General features: G+C 54.8%; 14 protein-coding genes. 3 read left to right on the forward strand and 11 right to left on the reverse strand.

Annotation, left to right across the window (positions count from 1 at the left end; genetic code table 11):
- Positions 1 to 3 precede the first annotated feature (3 nt).
- From BK667_RS26105 to BK667_RS26130, 6 genes are read right to left on the reverse strand one after another with little or no spacing between them, the layout of a single operon-like run.
- Complete coding sequence (locus BK667_RS26105; RefSeq protein WP_123512311.1) at positions 4 to 1107, reverse strand: hypothetical protein; 1104 nt, start codon at positions 1105 to 1107, stop codon at positions 4 to 6.
- Complete coding sequence (locus BK667_RS26110) at positions 1107 to 2327, reverse strand: MATE family efflux transporter (RefSeq protein WP_123599334.1); 1221 nt, start codon at positions 2325 to 2327, stop codon at positions 1107 to 1109. Before BK667_RS26110 ends, BK667_RS26105 begins: the two co-directional genes overlap by 1 nt.
- Complete coding sequence (locus tag BK667_RS26115; protein ID WP_123512307.1) at positions 2324 to 3436, reverse strand: polysaccharide pyruvyl transferase family protein; 1113 nt, start codon at positions 3434 to 3436, stop codon at positions 2324 to 2326. Before BK667_RS26115 ends, BK667_RS26110 begins: the two co-directional genes overlap by 4 nt.
- A gap of 14 nt (positions 3437 to 3450) precedes the next feature.
- The gene (locus tag BK667_RS26120) at positions 3451 to 4533 is read right to left on the reverse strand and encodes a glycosyltransferase (RefSeq protein ID WP_123599335.1); all 1083 of its coding nucleotides are present in this window, start codon (positions 4531 to 4533) and stop codon (positions 3451 to 3453) included.
- Between the two features lie 38 nt (positions 4534 to 4571).
- On the reverse strand, positions 4572 to 6791 hold the full coding sequence (locus tag BK667_RS26125; protein ID WP_123599336.1) for a polysaccharide biosynthesis tyrosine autokinase: 2220 nt from the start codon (positions 6789 to 6791) through the stop codon (positions 4572 to 4574).
- 39 nt (positions 6792 to 6830) lie between these two features.
- Positions 6831 to 7271, reverse strand: a complete 441-nt coding sequence (locus BK667_RS26130; RefSeq protein ID WP_123512949.1) for a low molecular weight protein-tyrosine-phosphatase — start codon at positions 7269 to 7271, stop codon at positions 6831 to 6833.
- Between the two features lie 298 nt (positions 7272 to 7569).
- Between BK667_RS26130 and BK667_RS26135 the strand changes: the two genes are divergently transcribed.
- On the forward strand, positions 7570 to 8526 hold the full coding sequence (locus tag BK667_RS26135) for a cellulase family glycosylhydrolase (RefSeq protein ID WP_123599337.1): 957 nt from the start codon (positions 7570 to 7572) through the stop codon (positions 8524 to 8526).
- Between the two features lie 140 nt (positions 8527 to 8666).
- Here BK667_RS26135 and BK667_RS26140 read toward each other — a convergent pair whose 3' ends face one another.
- The 3 genes from BK667_RS26140 to BK667_RS26150 form a co-directional block, all read right to left on the reverse strand.
- A complete protein-coding gene (locus BK667_RS26140; RefSeq protein ID WP_123599338.1) occupies positions 8667 to 9059 on the reverse strand; it encodes a GtrA family protein in 393 nt (130 codons plus the stop codon).
- A gap of 88 nt (positions 9060 to 9147) precedes the next feature.
- Positions 9148 to 10086 (reverse strand): glycosyltransferase family 2 protein, encoded by a 939-nt coding sequence (locus BK667_RS26145; RefSeq protein WP_123599339.1) that lies wholly within the window; start codon positions 10084 to 10086, stop codon positions 9148 to 9150.
- A gap of 42 nt (positions 10087 to 10128) precedes the next feature.
- Positions 10129 to 11334: a hypothetical protein gene (locus BK667_RS26150; protein ID WP_123599340.1), complete on the reverse strand. Its 1206-nt coding sequence runs from the start codon at positions 11332 to 11334 to the stop codon at positions 10129 to 10131.
- A 492-nt stretch (positions 11335 to 11826) separates the two neighbouring features.
- On the opposite strand from BK667_RS26150, the gene tal reads away from it, so the two are divergent.
- Positions 11827 to 12753: a transaldolase gene (gene tal / locus BK667_RS26155; protein ID WP_123403444.1), complete on the forward strand. Its 927-nt coding sequence runs from the start codon at positions 11827 to 11829 to the stop codon at positions 12751 to 12753.
- Between the two features lie 230 nt (positions 12754 to 12983).
- Here the strand turns inward: tal and rssC are convergent, their stop codons facing one another.
- A complete protein-coding gene (rssC, locus tag BK667_RS26160; protein ID WP_123403442.1) occupies positions 12984 to 13466 on the reverse strand; it encodes an anti-sigma factor antagonist RssC in 483 nt (160 codons plus the stop codon).
- On the reverse strand, positions 13466 to 14647 hold the full coding sequence (gene rssB / locus BK667_RS26165; RefSeq protein WP_123512298.1) for a two-component system response regulator RssB: 1182 nt from the start codon (positions 14645 to 14647) through the stop codon (positions 13466 to 13468). Before rssB ends, rssC begins: the two co-directional genes overlap by 1 nt.
- 276 nt (positions 14648 to 14923) lie before the next feature.
- On the opposite strand from rssB, the gene BK667_RS26170 reads away from it, so the two are divergent.
- On the forward strand, positions 14924 to 15223 hold the full coding sequence (locus BK667_RS26170) for a PilZ domain-containing protein (protein ID WP_123512296.1): 300 nt from the start codon (positions 14924 to 14926) through the stop codon (positions 15221 to 15223).
- Positions 15224 to 15282 lie beyond the last annotated feature (59 nt).

Below are 15282 nucleotides of genomic sequence, written 5' to 3' on the forward strand. Positions count from 1 at the left end.
ACCTCAGCTCAGGATTCTTGATTCAACCAGCACAGGTTTCTTTGCGCGCAGCTGCAAACCCAGGCCCATAAACAGCACCGGCACCACCATGGAAAAATGCCGGGCGAAGGAACCGAAGTCCGGTTCGAACAAGCCCTGCACCAATAAAAAGGACAGGGGAATGGCGATCAGCTCTTTGACTTTGGTATCGATGCGCACGCCCTTGTAGTCGCTGGACGTGATCATTTTGAACATCAGCAATGAGGTCATCATCATCAACACCACGAAGATGATCTGGCCCAGGCCGGACAGCAAAATCAGCTCCACCGGAAACGACAGCCGGAAGAAGATGCTCATCGAGTCCAGCGCTTGGGACACGAAGTCACCGCCACTGATCCAGGACACGATCAGCGACTTCGAGCCCTCCTCGCCCGCCGTGCGCAGTTCGTTGTTGCTGGCGCGAATCGACGACACCGAATAGCCGACCGCCAATTGAATCGCCGTGGCGATGGCCAGGTAGAACAGGAACAGCATCAGGAAGAAGGTCATCCGCGACACGTACTTCTTCATCACGCACACGCCGAACCAGGCCAGGGAAAACAGGATCCAGTAGGGCCGGATCAACACGCCGTAGATCACCGCCGAGCAGAAAAATCCGCCGCGATAACGCCTGGAAAACGAGAACAGCAAAATTGAAATCATCGCCACCGAGACGATGATTTCCTTGGTCAGGTTTTCGAGGAAAAACGAGCGGACTACACCCCACAAACACAGGGTAAAAAAGATCGTCAGCGGCATGCGCCGGAACATCAGGACCGGCACCGCCGTCAGGAACAGGTTGCACGCCATGCCGTAGGCCCAGGCATTGGTCAGGTTGATGCCGGTGGGTCGCAGCAGGTACGCCGAGCATTCGTAGGACGAGCGGTCCGGCGAGAACGGATTCCAGAAGTTGCAGTTGTCGGCGCGGGCGTAGGACGACCACAACGTCATGGCATCGGGGCCGGGATCACGGTGCATCAGCAGCGGCATGGCCACCGACAGAAACAGGCCACTGAACAGAATCAGGAACGAGATGTACGCGTCGAGTTTTCTGCCGCGAAACTCGATGGAGGGCAGTTTCAGCGCCATTACGCGGTCACCTTCACGCGGGCAGACCGAGTCAGCAAAGCGATAACGCCGAGCTGCACGGTGATCGAAAACACATTCCCCCAGGCCGCGCCATAAATCGAGTAGTGCTTGATCAGCAGATAACTGACGGGCAGAGAAACCAGCAGGCAGATCGCCGCGCTGGTGAGTGATACCCGGCTGTTTTTCGACGCGATCAAACCACCCCAGACAATGTCGCCGACGGCGCGCAGGGCAAAGGAAAAAATCAGTACGCCGAGCAGGTCGTTATCCGGACGCGGCACCGTTGTCGCGACGTAATCGAGCACGACATTGAAGAACACCACAATCATCAGCGCCACGGCGCCGGACAGCACCAACGCGCGCATCACCCACTGATTGACGAACAACTGCCGGGCCGTCAGCGCCTGCTGGTCGTTCTGATAGCGCTTGGCAAGCACCGGAATGCCCACCACCGCCACCACGGCGTAGGACAACGCCTGCAAGGTGTTAGCCGCCGACCAGGCGTAAACGTACTTGCCCAGGCTGGCGTAGGGCTCGAGGTCGATAATCAGAAAGCGCTCGGCGTACTGACTCAACGCGATCAGCCCCGTACCCAGGTAAAACGGCAATCCGGCTTTCCACACCGAGGCCGTGGTCAGCGCACCGGTCACTCGCCCTCGGTGAACGTTCACCACAATCAGGTAACCGGCCAGCATCACCGACACGTTGGCCGCGACCCACAACCACAACACACTGGCGATGTCGGAGACCCAGCCGAGCATCATCCCGCCCAAGGCCAACAGCGCCCAGAAGCCGGTTTTGATAAAGAACAGCAGCGCGCCCCACGTGGCTTTCTGCGCAGAAAACACAAAGGAATTGATCTCGAACGACAGGTGCTCGGTGAGCAGCAGCAACGCCACACAAACGATCAGTGTGGTGCTCGCCTCAATCCCCTGGAACAACGAATACACCGTGACCGTCGCCACCGACAACACGACGCCCACGGCCAGGTACAACAGCAAGACCCTATCGACGACCCATCGCGAACTGCGACCGACGCTGATCAGCCGATTGATTTCCGAACTGAAACCGACGCTGTAGAACTTCGACGCAATCAACGACGCCGCCACCACCACGCCGTAAAAACCCAGCGCGTCATAGCCCAGGTAATGGGTGATGGCCAACACCAGCAGAAACTTCGCACCTAAAGCTCCGCCCCGGAGCAGTAGCCGAAATATCATCGAACAACACCCTTGATGATCCCGTCCATGACCAGGGTCTTGGCTTCAATCTCCCGGCAGGTGTCCGTCAACTTCTGACCAAATCGGGACAAGGCATTCGGTGCGTAAACCGTGTTGATGATGGTGTCGACATTGATATCGCCGCCATTGATCACCCAGTCTTCCACGCCCATGTCCTGATAGGCGCCAAAACCCTTGCGCTCGTAGCTGATATGGAACGCCGGAACGCCCGCCAGCAGCGATTCGATGGCGCCATGCAAGCGCACGGAAATCACCAGGTCCGGTTGATATTTGGCCAGGGTCGCCTTCAATGGCAGCAGGTCTTCGGTGATGCCCAACTCGCGATAGAACGCACCGTCATCGTTGCCACGCACGGCGCTTTGCACCGCACACACCACTTTGCTTTTGTTCTTCAAGCGCTGTAGCAGCAGCTTCAGATTGGCCACGTAACCGGCCTTCTTTTCCTTGCTCCACGCCGGCGGTTTGCGCAGTACCACACAGACCACCGCCGGCGTTGAGGCACAACGGGTGAACTTGGGTTGCTGGAGAATCTTGCCGGCCAATGCCTGCACCGCCAGGTCCGGTGCGCGGTATACATTTTCATAGGTGCCGAAAAGCTCCGAGGAGCGGTTGTCCCGCACAAACACCGCATCAGCCTTGGCGTAATGCTCGACGATTTTGCCGCCGTCACCATGGAACGGACCAATGCTCTGCGGCAGGTACACCGACGGCACTTTGCTCAGGATCGCCGTTTCCAGTTGCTTGGCGTGCCCCAGTTTCAACTTGATATGTTCGAAGGCGCTTTTGGAGCGCATGTAACCGCCGCCGACGCCGACGATCAGGTCGCTCGACCTCAATACATCCGCAAGGCCCGCATAGGACTGATTCAGGAACAGCGCCTGCTTGACCCGCCCCAAGCCCTTGGCCGCCATGACCGGCGCGTCGTGGCGCAGGTAGGGCAAGTAGCTGAAGGATTTCGGGTCCGAGGCCACGACGCTGATCGAGGTGTCGGCACCAAAGTTTCGCAGCACCAGGGCGATGGCCAAGTCCACCAGGAGACCATCACCGGAATTGGACGCGCTGTAGCCATGCAAAATCGTTACGTTCATAAGCTGATATCTACTTAATAAGAGGGAGCGGAATACACGTCGTAGGTCTGCTTGATCATCAACGTGGCACTGAACCGCTCGCGGACCATTTGCCGGCCTTGGGCGCCGAGCAACTGCAACCGGGGCTTCTCGATGTTCACTAACACGTCGGTCAGTGCCTGGTGATCACCGGAGGGAAAGACGAAGCCGGTCACACCGTGGGTGACCAACTCGGGCAAGGACGTGCAGTTGCTGGCAATCACCGGCAGCCCCATGGCCATGCCTTCCAGCGGCACCATGGCAAAGCCTTCCCAGCGACTGGGAACAATCAGTGCATCCGCCGCTTGATACAGCGCATTCACTTCAGCCGGGGTTACCCACGGCACGTACTCGACCCCGTCCATCACCGGGCAATCGACGGTGTCCTCGTTGACCGCACTGCCGACCACCGTCAGTTTCAGGTCCGTGCGCTGCACGCCGGCAAAGGCCTTGAGCAACACATCGAAACCCTTCTGATAGTCGAGCCGCCCCACAAACAGCAGATGGATCGGCGCTTGACCGGGGGTGTTCGGCTCATCGTCTTTGTAAGGGATACCGTTGTAGATCAACTTCATCCGGCGGCGCTCGATGCCAAACCGCGCGGCTTTGTCCAGTTCGTACTGGCTGACGCAAATGATCACGTCCGTGACCTTCTGCAACAGCCGTTCAATCAGCGAATAGACTTTCTGCTTGGCCGGCGAACTCTCCATCAAGAATGAAAAGGCATGCGGGCAGTAGACAATTTTCGGCGACCGCCACGGCCGCAGGAGCACGCACACGCAACGGCCAATGACCCCGGAAAAGGTGCTGTGCAAATGCACCACATCAGGTTTTTCCTTGAGAATCAGCCGCGCCAGTTGCCAGGCGAATCGCAGCAGCGAGCGCACATCGCGCTTGGTCCGGTCGAAGGTCCGGATCTGTTTTTCATCGATGCCGTGCAGCTCTTTTTTCTGATCGAACGGGATCAAATACACCAGTTCATAGTTCTCGACCTCGGCCTCAGGTGGCGCCGATATCGTGCGAATAACGGTCGCCACGCCACCCTTAATCGTTTCGGCCACATGCAGTATTTTTTTCACAATCCACCCATTTCCATTCAGGTAATGCCAATGCCGAATCAAGCCTTGTCGGACGCATACTCGTAGTTGTAATTGCCGTAGCCGCCGTTGCCGTAGTAGCCCGCGGCACGCTTCTCGACGCCATTGAACACAGCGCCTTTCAACTGGATACCGTTCTGGGCAAATCGACGGATCGTCAGTTCGATCTCTTTGGCAGGGTTCACGCCGAAGCGGGTGACGATCAGGCTGATCGCGGTTTCACGCCCGACAATCGCGGCGTCTGTCACCGCCAGTAGCGGCGGCGTATCGATGATCACCACGTCATACAGCTCGCTGAGTTGTGCCAGCAGCTCACGGAAGTTCGCGTGCATCAGCAGCTCTGATGGATTAGGCGGGACCTGCCCGCGACTGATGAAGTGCAGGTTGTCGACCTCGGTTTGATGGATGCCCTGCTCAAGCGTGCAACGCTTGACCAGCAGGTCCGACAAACCATTGGTGATCGGCGTATTGAGGGTTTTATGCAAATGCCCTTTGCGCATGTCGGCATCGATCAGCACCACTTTTTGCCCGCTTTGCGCCATGACCGCCGCGAGGTTGGAAGAGACAAACGTCTTGCCGACCTGCGGGCTCGGGCCGGAAATCATGATGCGGTTGTTGGTCGAGTCCAGCCCGGCGAAATGCAGGCAGGTGCGCAGGCTGCGGATCGACTCGATCGACAGGTCGGTCGGGTTACGCAGGGCCAACAGAAAAGCCTGCCGGCGCGACTCGTCACTTAAGCGCAGTTTTTTACTGTCCTCTTCCTGTTGCAACACGCTGTAGGGAATCGACGCATACACCGGCAACCCGAGTTGCTCGATGGCCTCCGGCCCTTCCAATCCACGACTCAGGGATTTGCGCACCAGCACCACAGCGACGCCGACAAACGCGCCGAGGAACGTTGCGATCAGAACGATCAAGGCTTTGCGCGGTTTGACCGGGGTGGTCTTGTCGACATCCGCGGCATCGATCAGCCGGGCATTGCCCACCGCCCCGGCCCGGACGATGTCCAATTCCTGGGATTTGTTCAGCAACTGGGTGTAGATCTGCGAGGCCACTTCCACGTCGCGGGTCAGGTTCAACAACTCCTGTTGCGTGGCGGGCAGATCCTGAACCTTGCTCTCCAGACTTTTCTGTTGGCGGGTCAATTCGCCAATCTGCGCCATCAAGGCACGATAGACCGGATGCTGTTTGGTGAACTTGCGATCAAGCTCTGCCTGTTGCAGCTTCAGTTCCGAAATGCGCGTGTCCAGGGTGACAATCTGTTCCAGCACCGACTGGGTTTCGAGGGAAATGTTGACCGTCTTGCCACGGGTTTGATAACCGTTGAGCGCATCACTGGCCTTGATCAGGTCGTTCTTGACTTGCGGCAGTTGGGCTTGCAGAAAGTCCAGGCTTTGCGCCGCTTCCGCCGAGGTGCGCTCGACGTTTTGCTGCACATATAACGAGGCGACTTTATTGAGAATCTTCACAGCCTGAGCGTGGTCAGGACTGGCCAGGGCCAGGCGGATGATGCCCGATTCCTTGCCTTGCTCGGACACGTCCAGGTCATCCTGGTAATCCAGGATGGTGACGATTCTTGCACTGCGCACCACTTCGAAACGGGTGCCGGGATTGGCCGCCAGATCGGCGATCCGCCCCTCGACCCCATTTTGCGCAAAGGCTTCGCCGGCGACGCCGTCCACCAACAGGTTGTCGTTGTCATCGAACAACTGGAATCGATGTTGCTCGGCGGCCACCAGTTTCAGTTTCTTGCCCAACAGTTCTTCCGGCAAGTTGAGCCGGGCGATATCCAGACGTTCACCGCCCCAGGCGTAGCTGTTCAGGCCGAAACGAGGGGGTGCAACGGAATCACCCTTGTAGCGTCGGGCCAGAAAGCCGCCAATGACCGGGAAGGTATTGGGCGTGACGTCGATATCAAGGTGCAGATCGTCGACGGTTTTACCGATTACCGCGCGGGATTTGATGATGCCGATCTCGGTCACCGACGGCGATTGACCATTGAGCATGCTGTTGAGATCGGAGAAACCGAGCATGTCGTTCTTTTTCGGTTCGACCTGTACCACAGCGTTCGCCAGGTACACCGGTGTCGCCAAAATCGCATAAGCCACACCGGTCAGCATAAATGCACCGGTGAGCGCGCCGATCAACCATTTCTGATCAATTAAACTGCCGAATATACCGAGAAGATCAATATCATCTCGCTCGTTGTCCCGGGTGCCGACTACTGACGGTAACTGCATAAGTGAATTCTTACCATTTACTGATCTGAAAATTATTCATCAATGCCCAAGGCGCTGCGCCCATGAGCAAACAGCATCTTCAATCAATGCGTGGGCATGAATAAAAGCTGCTTTTCCTTGACGATACGGGTCCTGTATTTCTCGCTCACTCTGCCACTTGCCGAGAAGAAACACTTTGCCCCTGGCGTGCGATGCAATCTTCAGCACTTGGCTTACATGCTGTTTTTCCATGACCAGAATCAGGTCTGATTCATTAACAATGTCCGGGGTGATTTGCCGCGCCTTGAACGCTTCGGCACTATGCCCATGCGCTTCCAGAACCTGGCGTGCCGCAGGCTCCATGGACTCGCCAACACGTGCACTAAGGCCCGCGGAGGTCACGGTGATGGTGGAAGATGCCAGCGCATTGCGCAGCAACATTTCTGCGGTCGGACTTCGGCAAATATTGCCTACGCAGACGACAAGGATCTTTCTGAACAAGGCAACGCTTCCCGTGTAATGTCGAATCAACCAATGCGTAGCGGGGATTTGAGTGAACCACGGGTTCATCCCGCACTCAGAAAAGGATCAGCCTTGTTAATACAAGCGTATTAAGTACCACGACAGCCAAAAACCACCCAACCAGAATAAGCGGACCAAAAATAACGAACGTTTTCTAACAATGGTTATCCGACAAAACATAACAGTCGTGCACTTAACAACTTCACCGCTATCGAACTAATAGCAGCAGAAAACCAATAATCAACGTTATTTCCAGATCGACGAGAGGGAATTCGCCATGCATGCCAAACGCCTTGCCGCTTGCACGCTGCTGATGCTCAGCAGCGCCAACCTGGTTCACGCCAGCGACCTGTTCCCGGCCCTGAGCGCCAAAAAGACCTTCGGTGTCCAGGTCAAGATCCAGAACTTCACCCCCGCCGATGCCGGGCAGATTAAACAGGCGGGGTTCGGGTTCGTGCGTTTTGGCGTATGGACAAACAGCTTGGCTGACTCGGCGTATCAAAAACAGATCAGCGACGCATTCGCCGTTGCCAAATCCGCCGGATTGCCGGTCCTGATGACCATTCGCTCAACCGATGCACTGACGGCCACGCCGGGCAACGCCAGTGAGCTGAAGACGGCGGGAGCACTGTTTGCCAAGTCCGTGGTCGCCCTGGAACAGTCCTACCGTCAGCAGTTGGTGGCCATTGAAATATGGAATGAGCCGGACCTGGACAAGTATTGGCCGACCGGCAACTTCGAAACGACCTTCGTGCCTTTCATGAGTGCCGTGTGCCAATCCCTGGGGCCAAACGCGCAAACCACGCCGCTGATCGGCTTCGGCTTTGCGAAAGCGCCGAGTGCGGGGTCGGCCTCGACGGTGGCGCTGAACCGGATAGTCAGTGAATACCCTAAATGCCTCAGCGCGATTTCCTATCATCCTTATGGCCAGACCGGCGCGCAGATCAGTAATGCCCAGGCGTTTATTCAGCAGAACTTCCATCTGCCGGGGGTTATCAGTGAGTGGGGAGTGTCAGCGCTCAGCTCCAACGGCGGGGATGACGGGCAAGCGAGTAAAGTCAGTACCTTCATCTCTGATGTCGAAAAACTGAAAATCCCGCTGACGTCCGTTTATGAATGGAAGAACAGTGATTCGGGCGGGAATGATCGGGAGCGCAATTTTGGCCTACTGACGGCAGATGGTCACCCGAAGCCGGCGGAAACGGCGGTCAGGACACTGCTTAATTCAAATTAGAGCGAGCGCGATAACTGCCCAGGCCCGCCAATCATTCAGGAGCGCGGTCCGGGCACATTAGCGATTCAAATATCCGCTTTGCGGATGCTACAGGCGTGCTTTCCAGCCAACCGCACGCTCAGCTGTTCGATGATCCAGTGTTATTTTTCGCGGACACGAAACACATAATACTTGCAGGTAAAAAAGCCATAAATCGCAACCACGAGGATGGCGACTATCTGCACAACCTGATGTGCAAAACCCAACGTATCAACGAGGACGAACAGGAACAAGAAGTTTATTAAATAACCCACCACGTGCATCTGAATATAACGCATAAGTGCGCCATGATTTTTATCCTGCGTAAACGTCCATCTATAATTTGCAAGAAATCCAATTATGACACCCATCAAATACATCAGCGTCATGGAGAGTTTCTTTCCACCCCCGGCATACACGATCAACAAATACCCTAGATAGAGCAAGCCGTTATTGACTACACCCACGACACCATAGCGAACAAACTGACCAATCGCTAAATTATCATCCGCCATAACCCTCAACTAACCTCTCATCTCACAGCATCACCAACGACTGTCTTCAATTACCAAATACAGCTGGTTAAACTCCAACTTTTGACAGTCAATTCGTTGTTCGCCCGACGATATACAACGGTCGCTTCTTAGTTTCATCGAACGTCTTGCCAATGTATATTCCAACAACCCCTTGTATAGAGATGATTACTCCACCAATAAAAAATAGTGAGACCATCAAACTAGTCCAACCTGGCACTTCCGCACCATGAATCAGAGTGGCGCCCAACAAATAAGCACCGTAAAAAAAAGACAAGAGCGCCATGGTAAACCCGAGTTTTACTGCCAATCGGAGCGGTTTATCCGAATACGCAAGTATCGTTTCCATCGCCAGATCCCAGAGCTTTGAAAACGTATAGGTGCTTTTTCCTTCAAACCGCGCAGCATGCTCAACCTCAATGCCCGTGGTGCTGAAACCTAACCAATGAACCAACGCGCCAAAAAAACGTAGTTGCTCTCGCATTTGACAAAGGTTATCAACGACCTTTCGCGAAATAATTCGGAAATTACCACTGTCGCCGCTGTACTCAAAATCTGCCAAATAACTGAACGTCTTATAAAACATCCATGACGCCGCTCGCTTCATTAAGGGATCATTGCGTTTGCCGCGCAGGGCCAAAACAATATCGTATCCTTCTTGCGCCTTGGCGTATAAACGCGGAATTTCCTCGGGTCGATCCTGTAGGTCGCAATCCATGACCACGACCCATTGCCCGAGACAGGCATCCAGGCCGGCAGTGATGCCATAGTGTTGGCCAAAATTTCGACTCAATTGGATACCGCGCACTCGTGGATCCGCGGCGGCAAGTCGCTCAATAATCTGCCAGGAACGGTCACCACCACAATCTTCGACTAGCAGAATCTCAAAATCCGGAGAAGTCTTCTCCAGCGACGTTTTTAATCGGGTGTATAGCTCATCCAGCGAGTTCTCCGCTTTGTAAACGGGAACAACAACCGATATTTGAGGCCCTGCTGATTTGAGTGACATTGTATTATTTGCTCTTATTCCGTTAAAAAAAAATCGTTATGATTACCAAAATTGCGCATAAGAAAATAGCAATTCCTGCTTAAAGTAAAAAATACCGCAGGCCGTGTGCACGAAGAACAACGCCATACAGACAGCATATTTTATTTTTCCAGCCGTTCCTGCGGTAAACGCAATTCTGTTTTTAAGCAAAAACACTACAGAAAACAAGAACGCCAAATACAATCCAATTTGCCCACTCCACCAAAAATTCCCGTCATACATTCTGTACCCGCTCTCCGCAAACAAGTAGGTAAGGATAGCCCCCATCAAAAGGCAGATTAATGCGAACACCAAGGCTCTATCTTTTATCAACGCTTTTGGATAACACAGCATCACCGCCAGTGGGAATGCAATCGAGAGAAAAAATTTGTATATCAAGAAGCCGGAATAATGAGACATTGTTTCAAATGGCAAGAAAACGATTCGACTGTCGGCATTCCCCGTCCCTTGCGAAAGGCTTTGTTCAAAGTAAGTTTGCGCAAACTGAAGACCTAATACCAAAAACACAGGAAGAAAAAACGCTCCATATACATACCCGCGCTTCAGCATAGGTTTTAACCGACGAAAAACAAATAAAAATACGGTAAACGCTGGCAGTACGATCAGCAGAAAGCTAGGCTTGGATATTCCGCAAAAAAACAAAGCTAACGCCAGTGCAATGCCATTTACCAAGTTGTTTTTCGATGAACTGTCGGCGGATTTCAGTGCATAACAAAAGACAATGAGAGACAGCGGCTTCAAGAGCAACATGGTGGGACTGTGATAAACAGTCACCCCCATGTACCCAAAATACAAATGATTATCCACAAAGTAAAAAAGCTGTATTGGCGTTACCATAAGCAGGCAGACAGAAAACAATATCGCAACCGATACAGATGAATTATTGACCAACACTTTATAGTTCAAGACAGCCAATAAAAAAATAGCAAGCGATACCACAACTGTCGACGACTCCACATAATCGATAGAAAAAACATGTCGAGTGGCAATGACGAGAAGATGATAAAGCGGGTGCGGCAGTATTAACTTCCCTTGATTATCCATATCGCTGGCCCACCTCAAGTGAACCACGTAATCGCCACCAATTATAGACAGCTTGTTTATCAACGGCGTAAATACAACCACGACGATCAAAAGCAACGCAATGTACGCTGCTAAATTCACGTATCGTTCCAACTGAATGCTGGAGGTTGTTTCAGTTTTTATCATCGTTTCATCCCAATCAGCGGCGGGGATAACTTAATTGGCTTAAATATGATCCCCCCCATGCGCCGTGTCTGTTTTCGTTTTGCACCCCCTCACTAAGTTGACCAGTTCAACGCTTATCTGGACAAACTATTGGGAAGCTTGAATTTTGCAGCGCATTATAGGCGCAGGACTCTCCAGTCGCCATCACGACTTGGCCTGTTTCTCCGAGGGCTCGAAAGGACTCAGCCGTGCGCGGTGCAAGTGAATCATCACACTATAAACCGGGGACTAGAGCGTCTCTTGCTGGGTGCGTTTACCTGCTGACAGAGCGTTAGCCGTCAGAATGGTTGAACCTGCCGCAATATTTGGCATCGTATTTACCGATACCACGCCCCACCATTCAAACACCCGTTTTCAGGATGTTGCCATTGGGGCCATCGATACGCACACCCGCCCTTGAGTGGCTGTCAGCGCTCGGGTAATGTCATCAGACCCATAGGACAGAGCACGCCCATGACTTCCAAGCTGGAACAACTCAAACAAATCACTACCGTCGTTGCCGATACCGGCGACTTCGAAGCAATCGCTCGCGTTAAACCCGTGGACGCTACCACCAACCCTTCCCTGCTGCTCAAAGCGGCGGCCATTCCCGGCTATGCCGAGCTGCTGAACGCCTGCGTTCACGACTGCAAGGGCGATGTGGGCCTGGCCAGCGACCGTTTTGGCGTCGCGGTAGGGCAAGAAATCCTGAAAGTGGTACCTGGCCGCATTTCCACCGAAGTGGATGCACGCCTGTCGTTCGACACTGACGCCGTATTGAAGCGTGCGCACCGTCTGATCGAGCTGTACGACAAGGCCGGTATTGGCCGTGACCGCGTACTGATCAAGATCGCCTCCACCTGGGAAGGCATCCGCGCCGCCGAAATCCTGGAAAAAGAAGGCATCCAGACCAACTTGACCCTGCTGTTCTCCTTCGCTCAAGCCGCTGCTTGCGCTGATGCTGGGGTTTTCCTGATTTCGCCGTTCGTGGGCCGCATCTACGACTGGTACAAGAAGGCCAACGGCAACGACTACACCGGCGCGGATGATCCGGGCGTGCAGTCGGTGACCCGCATCTACAACTACTACAAGGCCAATGACTACAAGACTGTAGTGATGGGCGCGAGCTTCCGTAACCTGAATCAGATCGAGCAACTGGCCGGTTGCGATCGCCTGACCATCAGCCCGGACCTGCTGGAGAAACTGGCAGCGGATAACGGCAAGCTGGAGCGCAAACTGGCGCCAGGGCATGCCGGCGAAGCGCGTCTGAGCCTGAACGAAGCGCAGTTCCGTTGGTTGTCCAACGAAGATGCGATGGCGACCGAGAAACTGGCTGAAGGTATTCGTCAGTTTGCTCGCGACCAGGAAAAGCTTGAGGCGTTGCTGCAAGCCAAGCTGTGATCTAGTTCGGCGCAACGCAAAAAGGGCGAACCCGATGGGTTCGCCCTTTTTTGTGTCCAGCAATTGCATTGGCTTCGCACAAGGCTGGTTGGCGGCCTCAAGGACGCCATCGCGAGCAAGCTCAGCTCCTACAGGAGCGGTGTTAGGCCGGGGTAATGTGATCGACGCACAACCCTGTAGGAGCAAGGCTTGCCCGCGATGGAGCCAGTCCAAACTACATCACTTCAGGATCAGTGGCGCTCCAGCGCATTCACCAGGTCATGAAACGCTTCACGATTGGAGTCGTTCAGGCCCATCAGGATCTTGTGCGCTTCGAGGACTTTGATCCGCACGATTTCCTCGGACTGATCCTGGTCGGGCAGGTCGGTCAGGCACTCAGGGCAAGGGATCGGGCGGTCAACGATGTTGAACACTTGCTCGAAGCCCATGGACTGCAGCAGACGGGTGATGTCTTCGTGGGTCGTGACGACGGTCGGCAGCAAGCCGACCTTCTGCCGCGACAGGATCGACAGTTTGGCCAACAGGCCCAACGTGGTGCTGTCGATGCTGCGGGTTTCGGTCAGGTCGATCACGATCGCGTTGAAGTTCAACGCCGTGAAGATCCGCTCAATAGTCGCATCCAACGCCGAACACAGGGTCAGGCGAACTTCACCGACGAACTTGAGGACGAAGGTGCCGTCCTGCTCGGCGAACTGGATTCTACCGGTACTCATTAAAGATTCCTGCTCAACACCAACAGGGCGATATCATCCGGCATCTCCCCTAGCGTGGCCAATCCAAAAACCTGCCGCAGCCCATCCAGGGTGCCGCCCGCAGCCTTGACCCGTTGGGGCAATGCCGCTTCTTTCTCTTTGAGTGTGGGTTCTGGCAAAAGGTCCAGAATGCCATCAGACATCAGCGTCAGGCTGAACGTCGGTGGCAATTCCATCACGTGGTCTTCATAGGTGGCTTCATTGAAGAGGCCCACCGGCAGACCACGCCCTTCCAGATAACGAACACTGTCTGGCGTGTACAACACAGGCAACGGCAGATGACCGCCGATGCTATAGGTCAACAAACCTGTCTCCTCGTCGATGACACCACCGACCATTGTGACGTGTTTACCCAGCTTACAACTGATCAGGCCTCGGTTGATATGACCAAGTACCTCTGAAGGCTTGAATTCTGGCAGCGTGCCATTGCGCTTGGATTCGAACAGCAGGCGCGTGGTCATGAATTTCAGCAGCACGGTGACAAAGGCTGAAGAAGCGCCATGCCCGGAAACGTCCGCCAGGTAGAAGGCTACCCGACGCTCATCAACCCGAAAGTAGTCGACGAAATCACCCGACAGGTACAGCGACGGGATGATCTGGTGGGCAAACTGGAACTCGTCAATCGTCCAGGGACTGACCGGCAGCATGTTCATCTGCACCTGGCGACCGGCGTTCTGATCTTCCTGGAGCAGGTTCAGGCTGGCTTCGAGTTCGCGGTTGGCCTTTTCGAGTTTGTCGCGGTAGCGCTGGTTTTCCAGCAGCAGACGCGCACGATCCAGGGCCCGGCGCACGGAGTGCTCGAGCACGGCCAGATCTTCGAGAGGCTTGATCAGGTAATCCGCCGCGCCCAGGCGCAGGGCCTCGACCGCATCGTTCATCACGCCGGCACCCGACACCACGATAACCGGGGTTTGCGGCGACAGCTCGGTGACCTGGCGAATGAGTTCGAGTCCGCCCATCTGCGGCATGCGCAGATCGCAGATGACCAAGTCGGGCTTGTCTTGCTCGAATACCTGAAGACCCTGCTGGCCATTGCTGGCCTGCAGGACACTGAAACCACTGTCTTCCAAATAGGCGGCGAGGCTCGCGCGCACTACTTCGTCATCATCGATTATCAGCAGCGTGGCACTGGTTTTTGGCATGTGGGCAAACGGCGCCAGAATTAGGTTGGCGTAGCAGGCAGGGTTTTTATCCCGGCTCTCACTACTGGATTCGCTTTCTAGCCTCTCTGTTGCACTGTTTTCGAGCGTTTGCCCTACACACAGGTCCACCAGAGGTGCCCTTCTAAGGCGCAGACGGTACTCCCATCCGCGGGGCGTTTCAAGCTCACGCCGATGGTCGCTTGACGTCTTTACTTCTCAAATCACCGGGAGTTATAAGAACAGGCAAAACCGTAACCCAATGGAAGGATCGAGCCCATGAGTCAAACCGATCGGGACTACAGCGAAAAGCGCGACTTCATCCGCATGCGAGTCGATGCCGATGTGTCGCTGATTCACGAGGGCGATGAGGTGCCAGCCGTCTGCATCGACCTTTCCAGCAGTGGCATGCAGGTCGAGGCGCCGCGCTTGTTCAAGATCGGGGACCGGCTCAGCGTGCGGATCGATTCCGATCACGCAGCCCTCAAGGGGCTTGAGGCCGACACCGAAGTGGTGTGGGTGAAGGAACAGGACGGTGGCAACCAGAAACTCGGGCTTACAATCTTGAAGATGAAATAAGCACGAACCCAAACGAAAGAAGGCGGCCCAATGGCCGCCTTCTTCGTTTTTACCGGGCT

Source organism: Pseudomonas frederiksbergensis (assembly GCF_003732705.1).
GTDB classification, from domain to species: domain Bacteria; phylum Pseudomonadota; class Gammaproteobacteria; order Pseudomonadales; family Pseudomonadaceae; genus Aquipseudomonas; species Aquipseudomonas frederiksbergensis_F.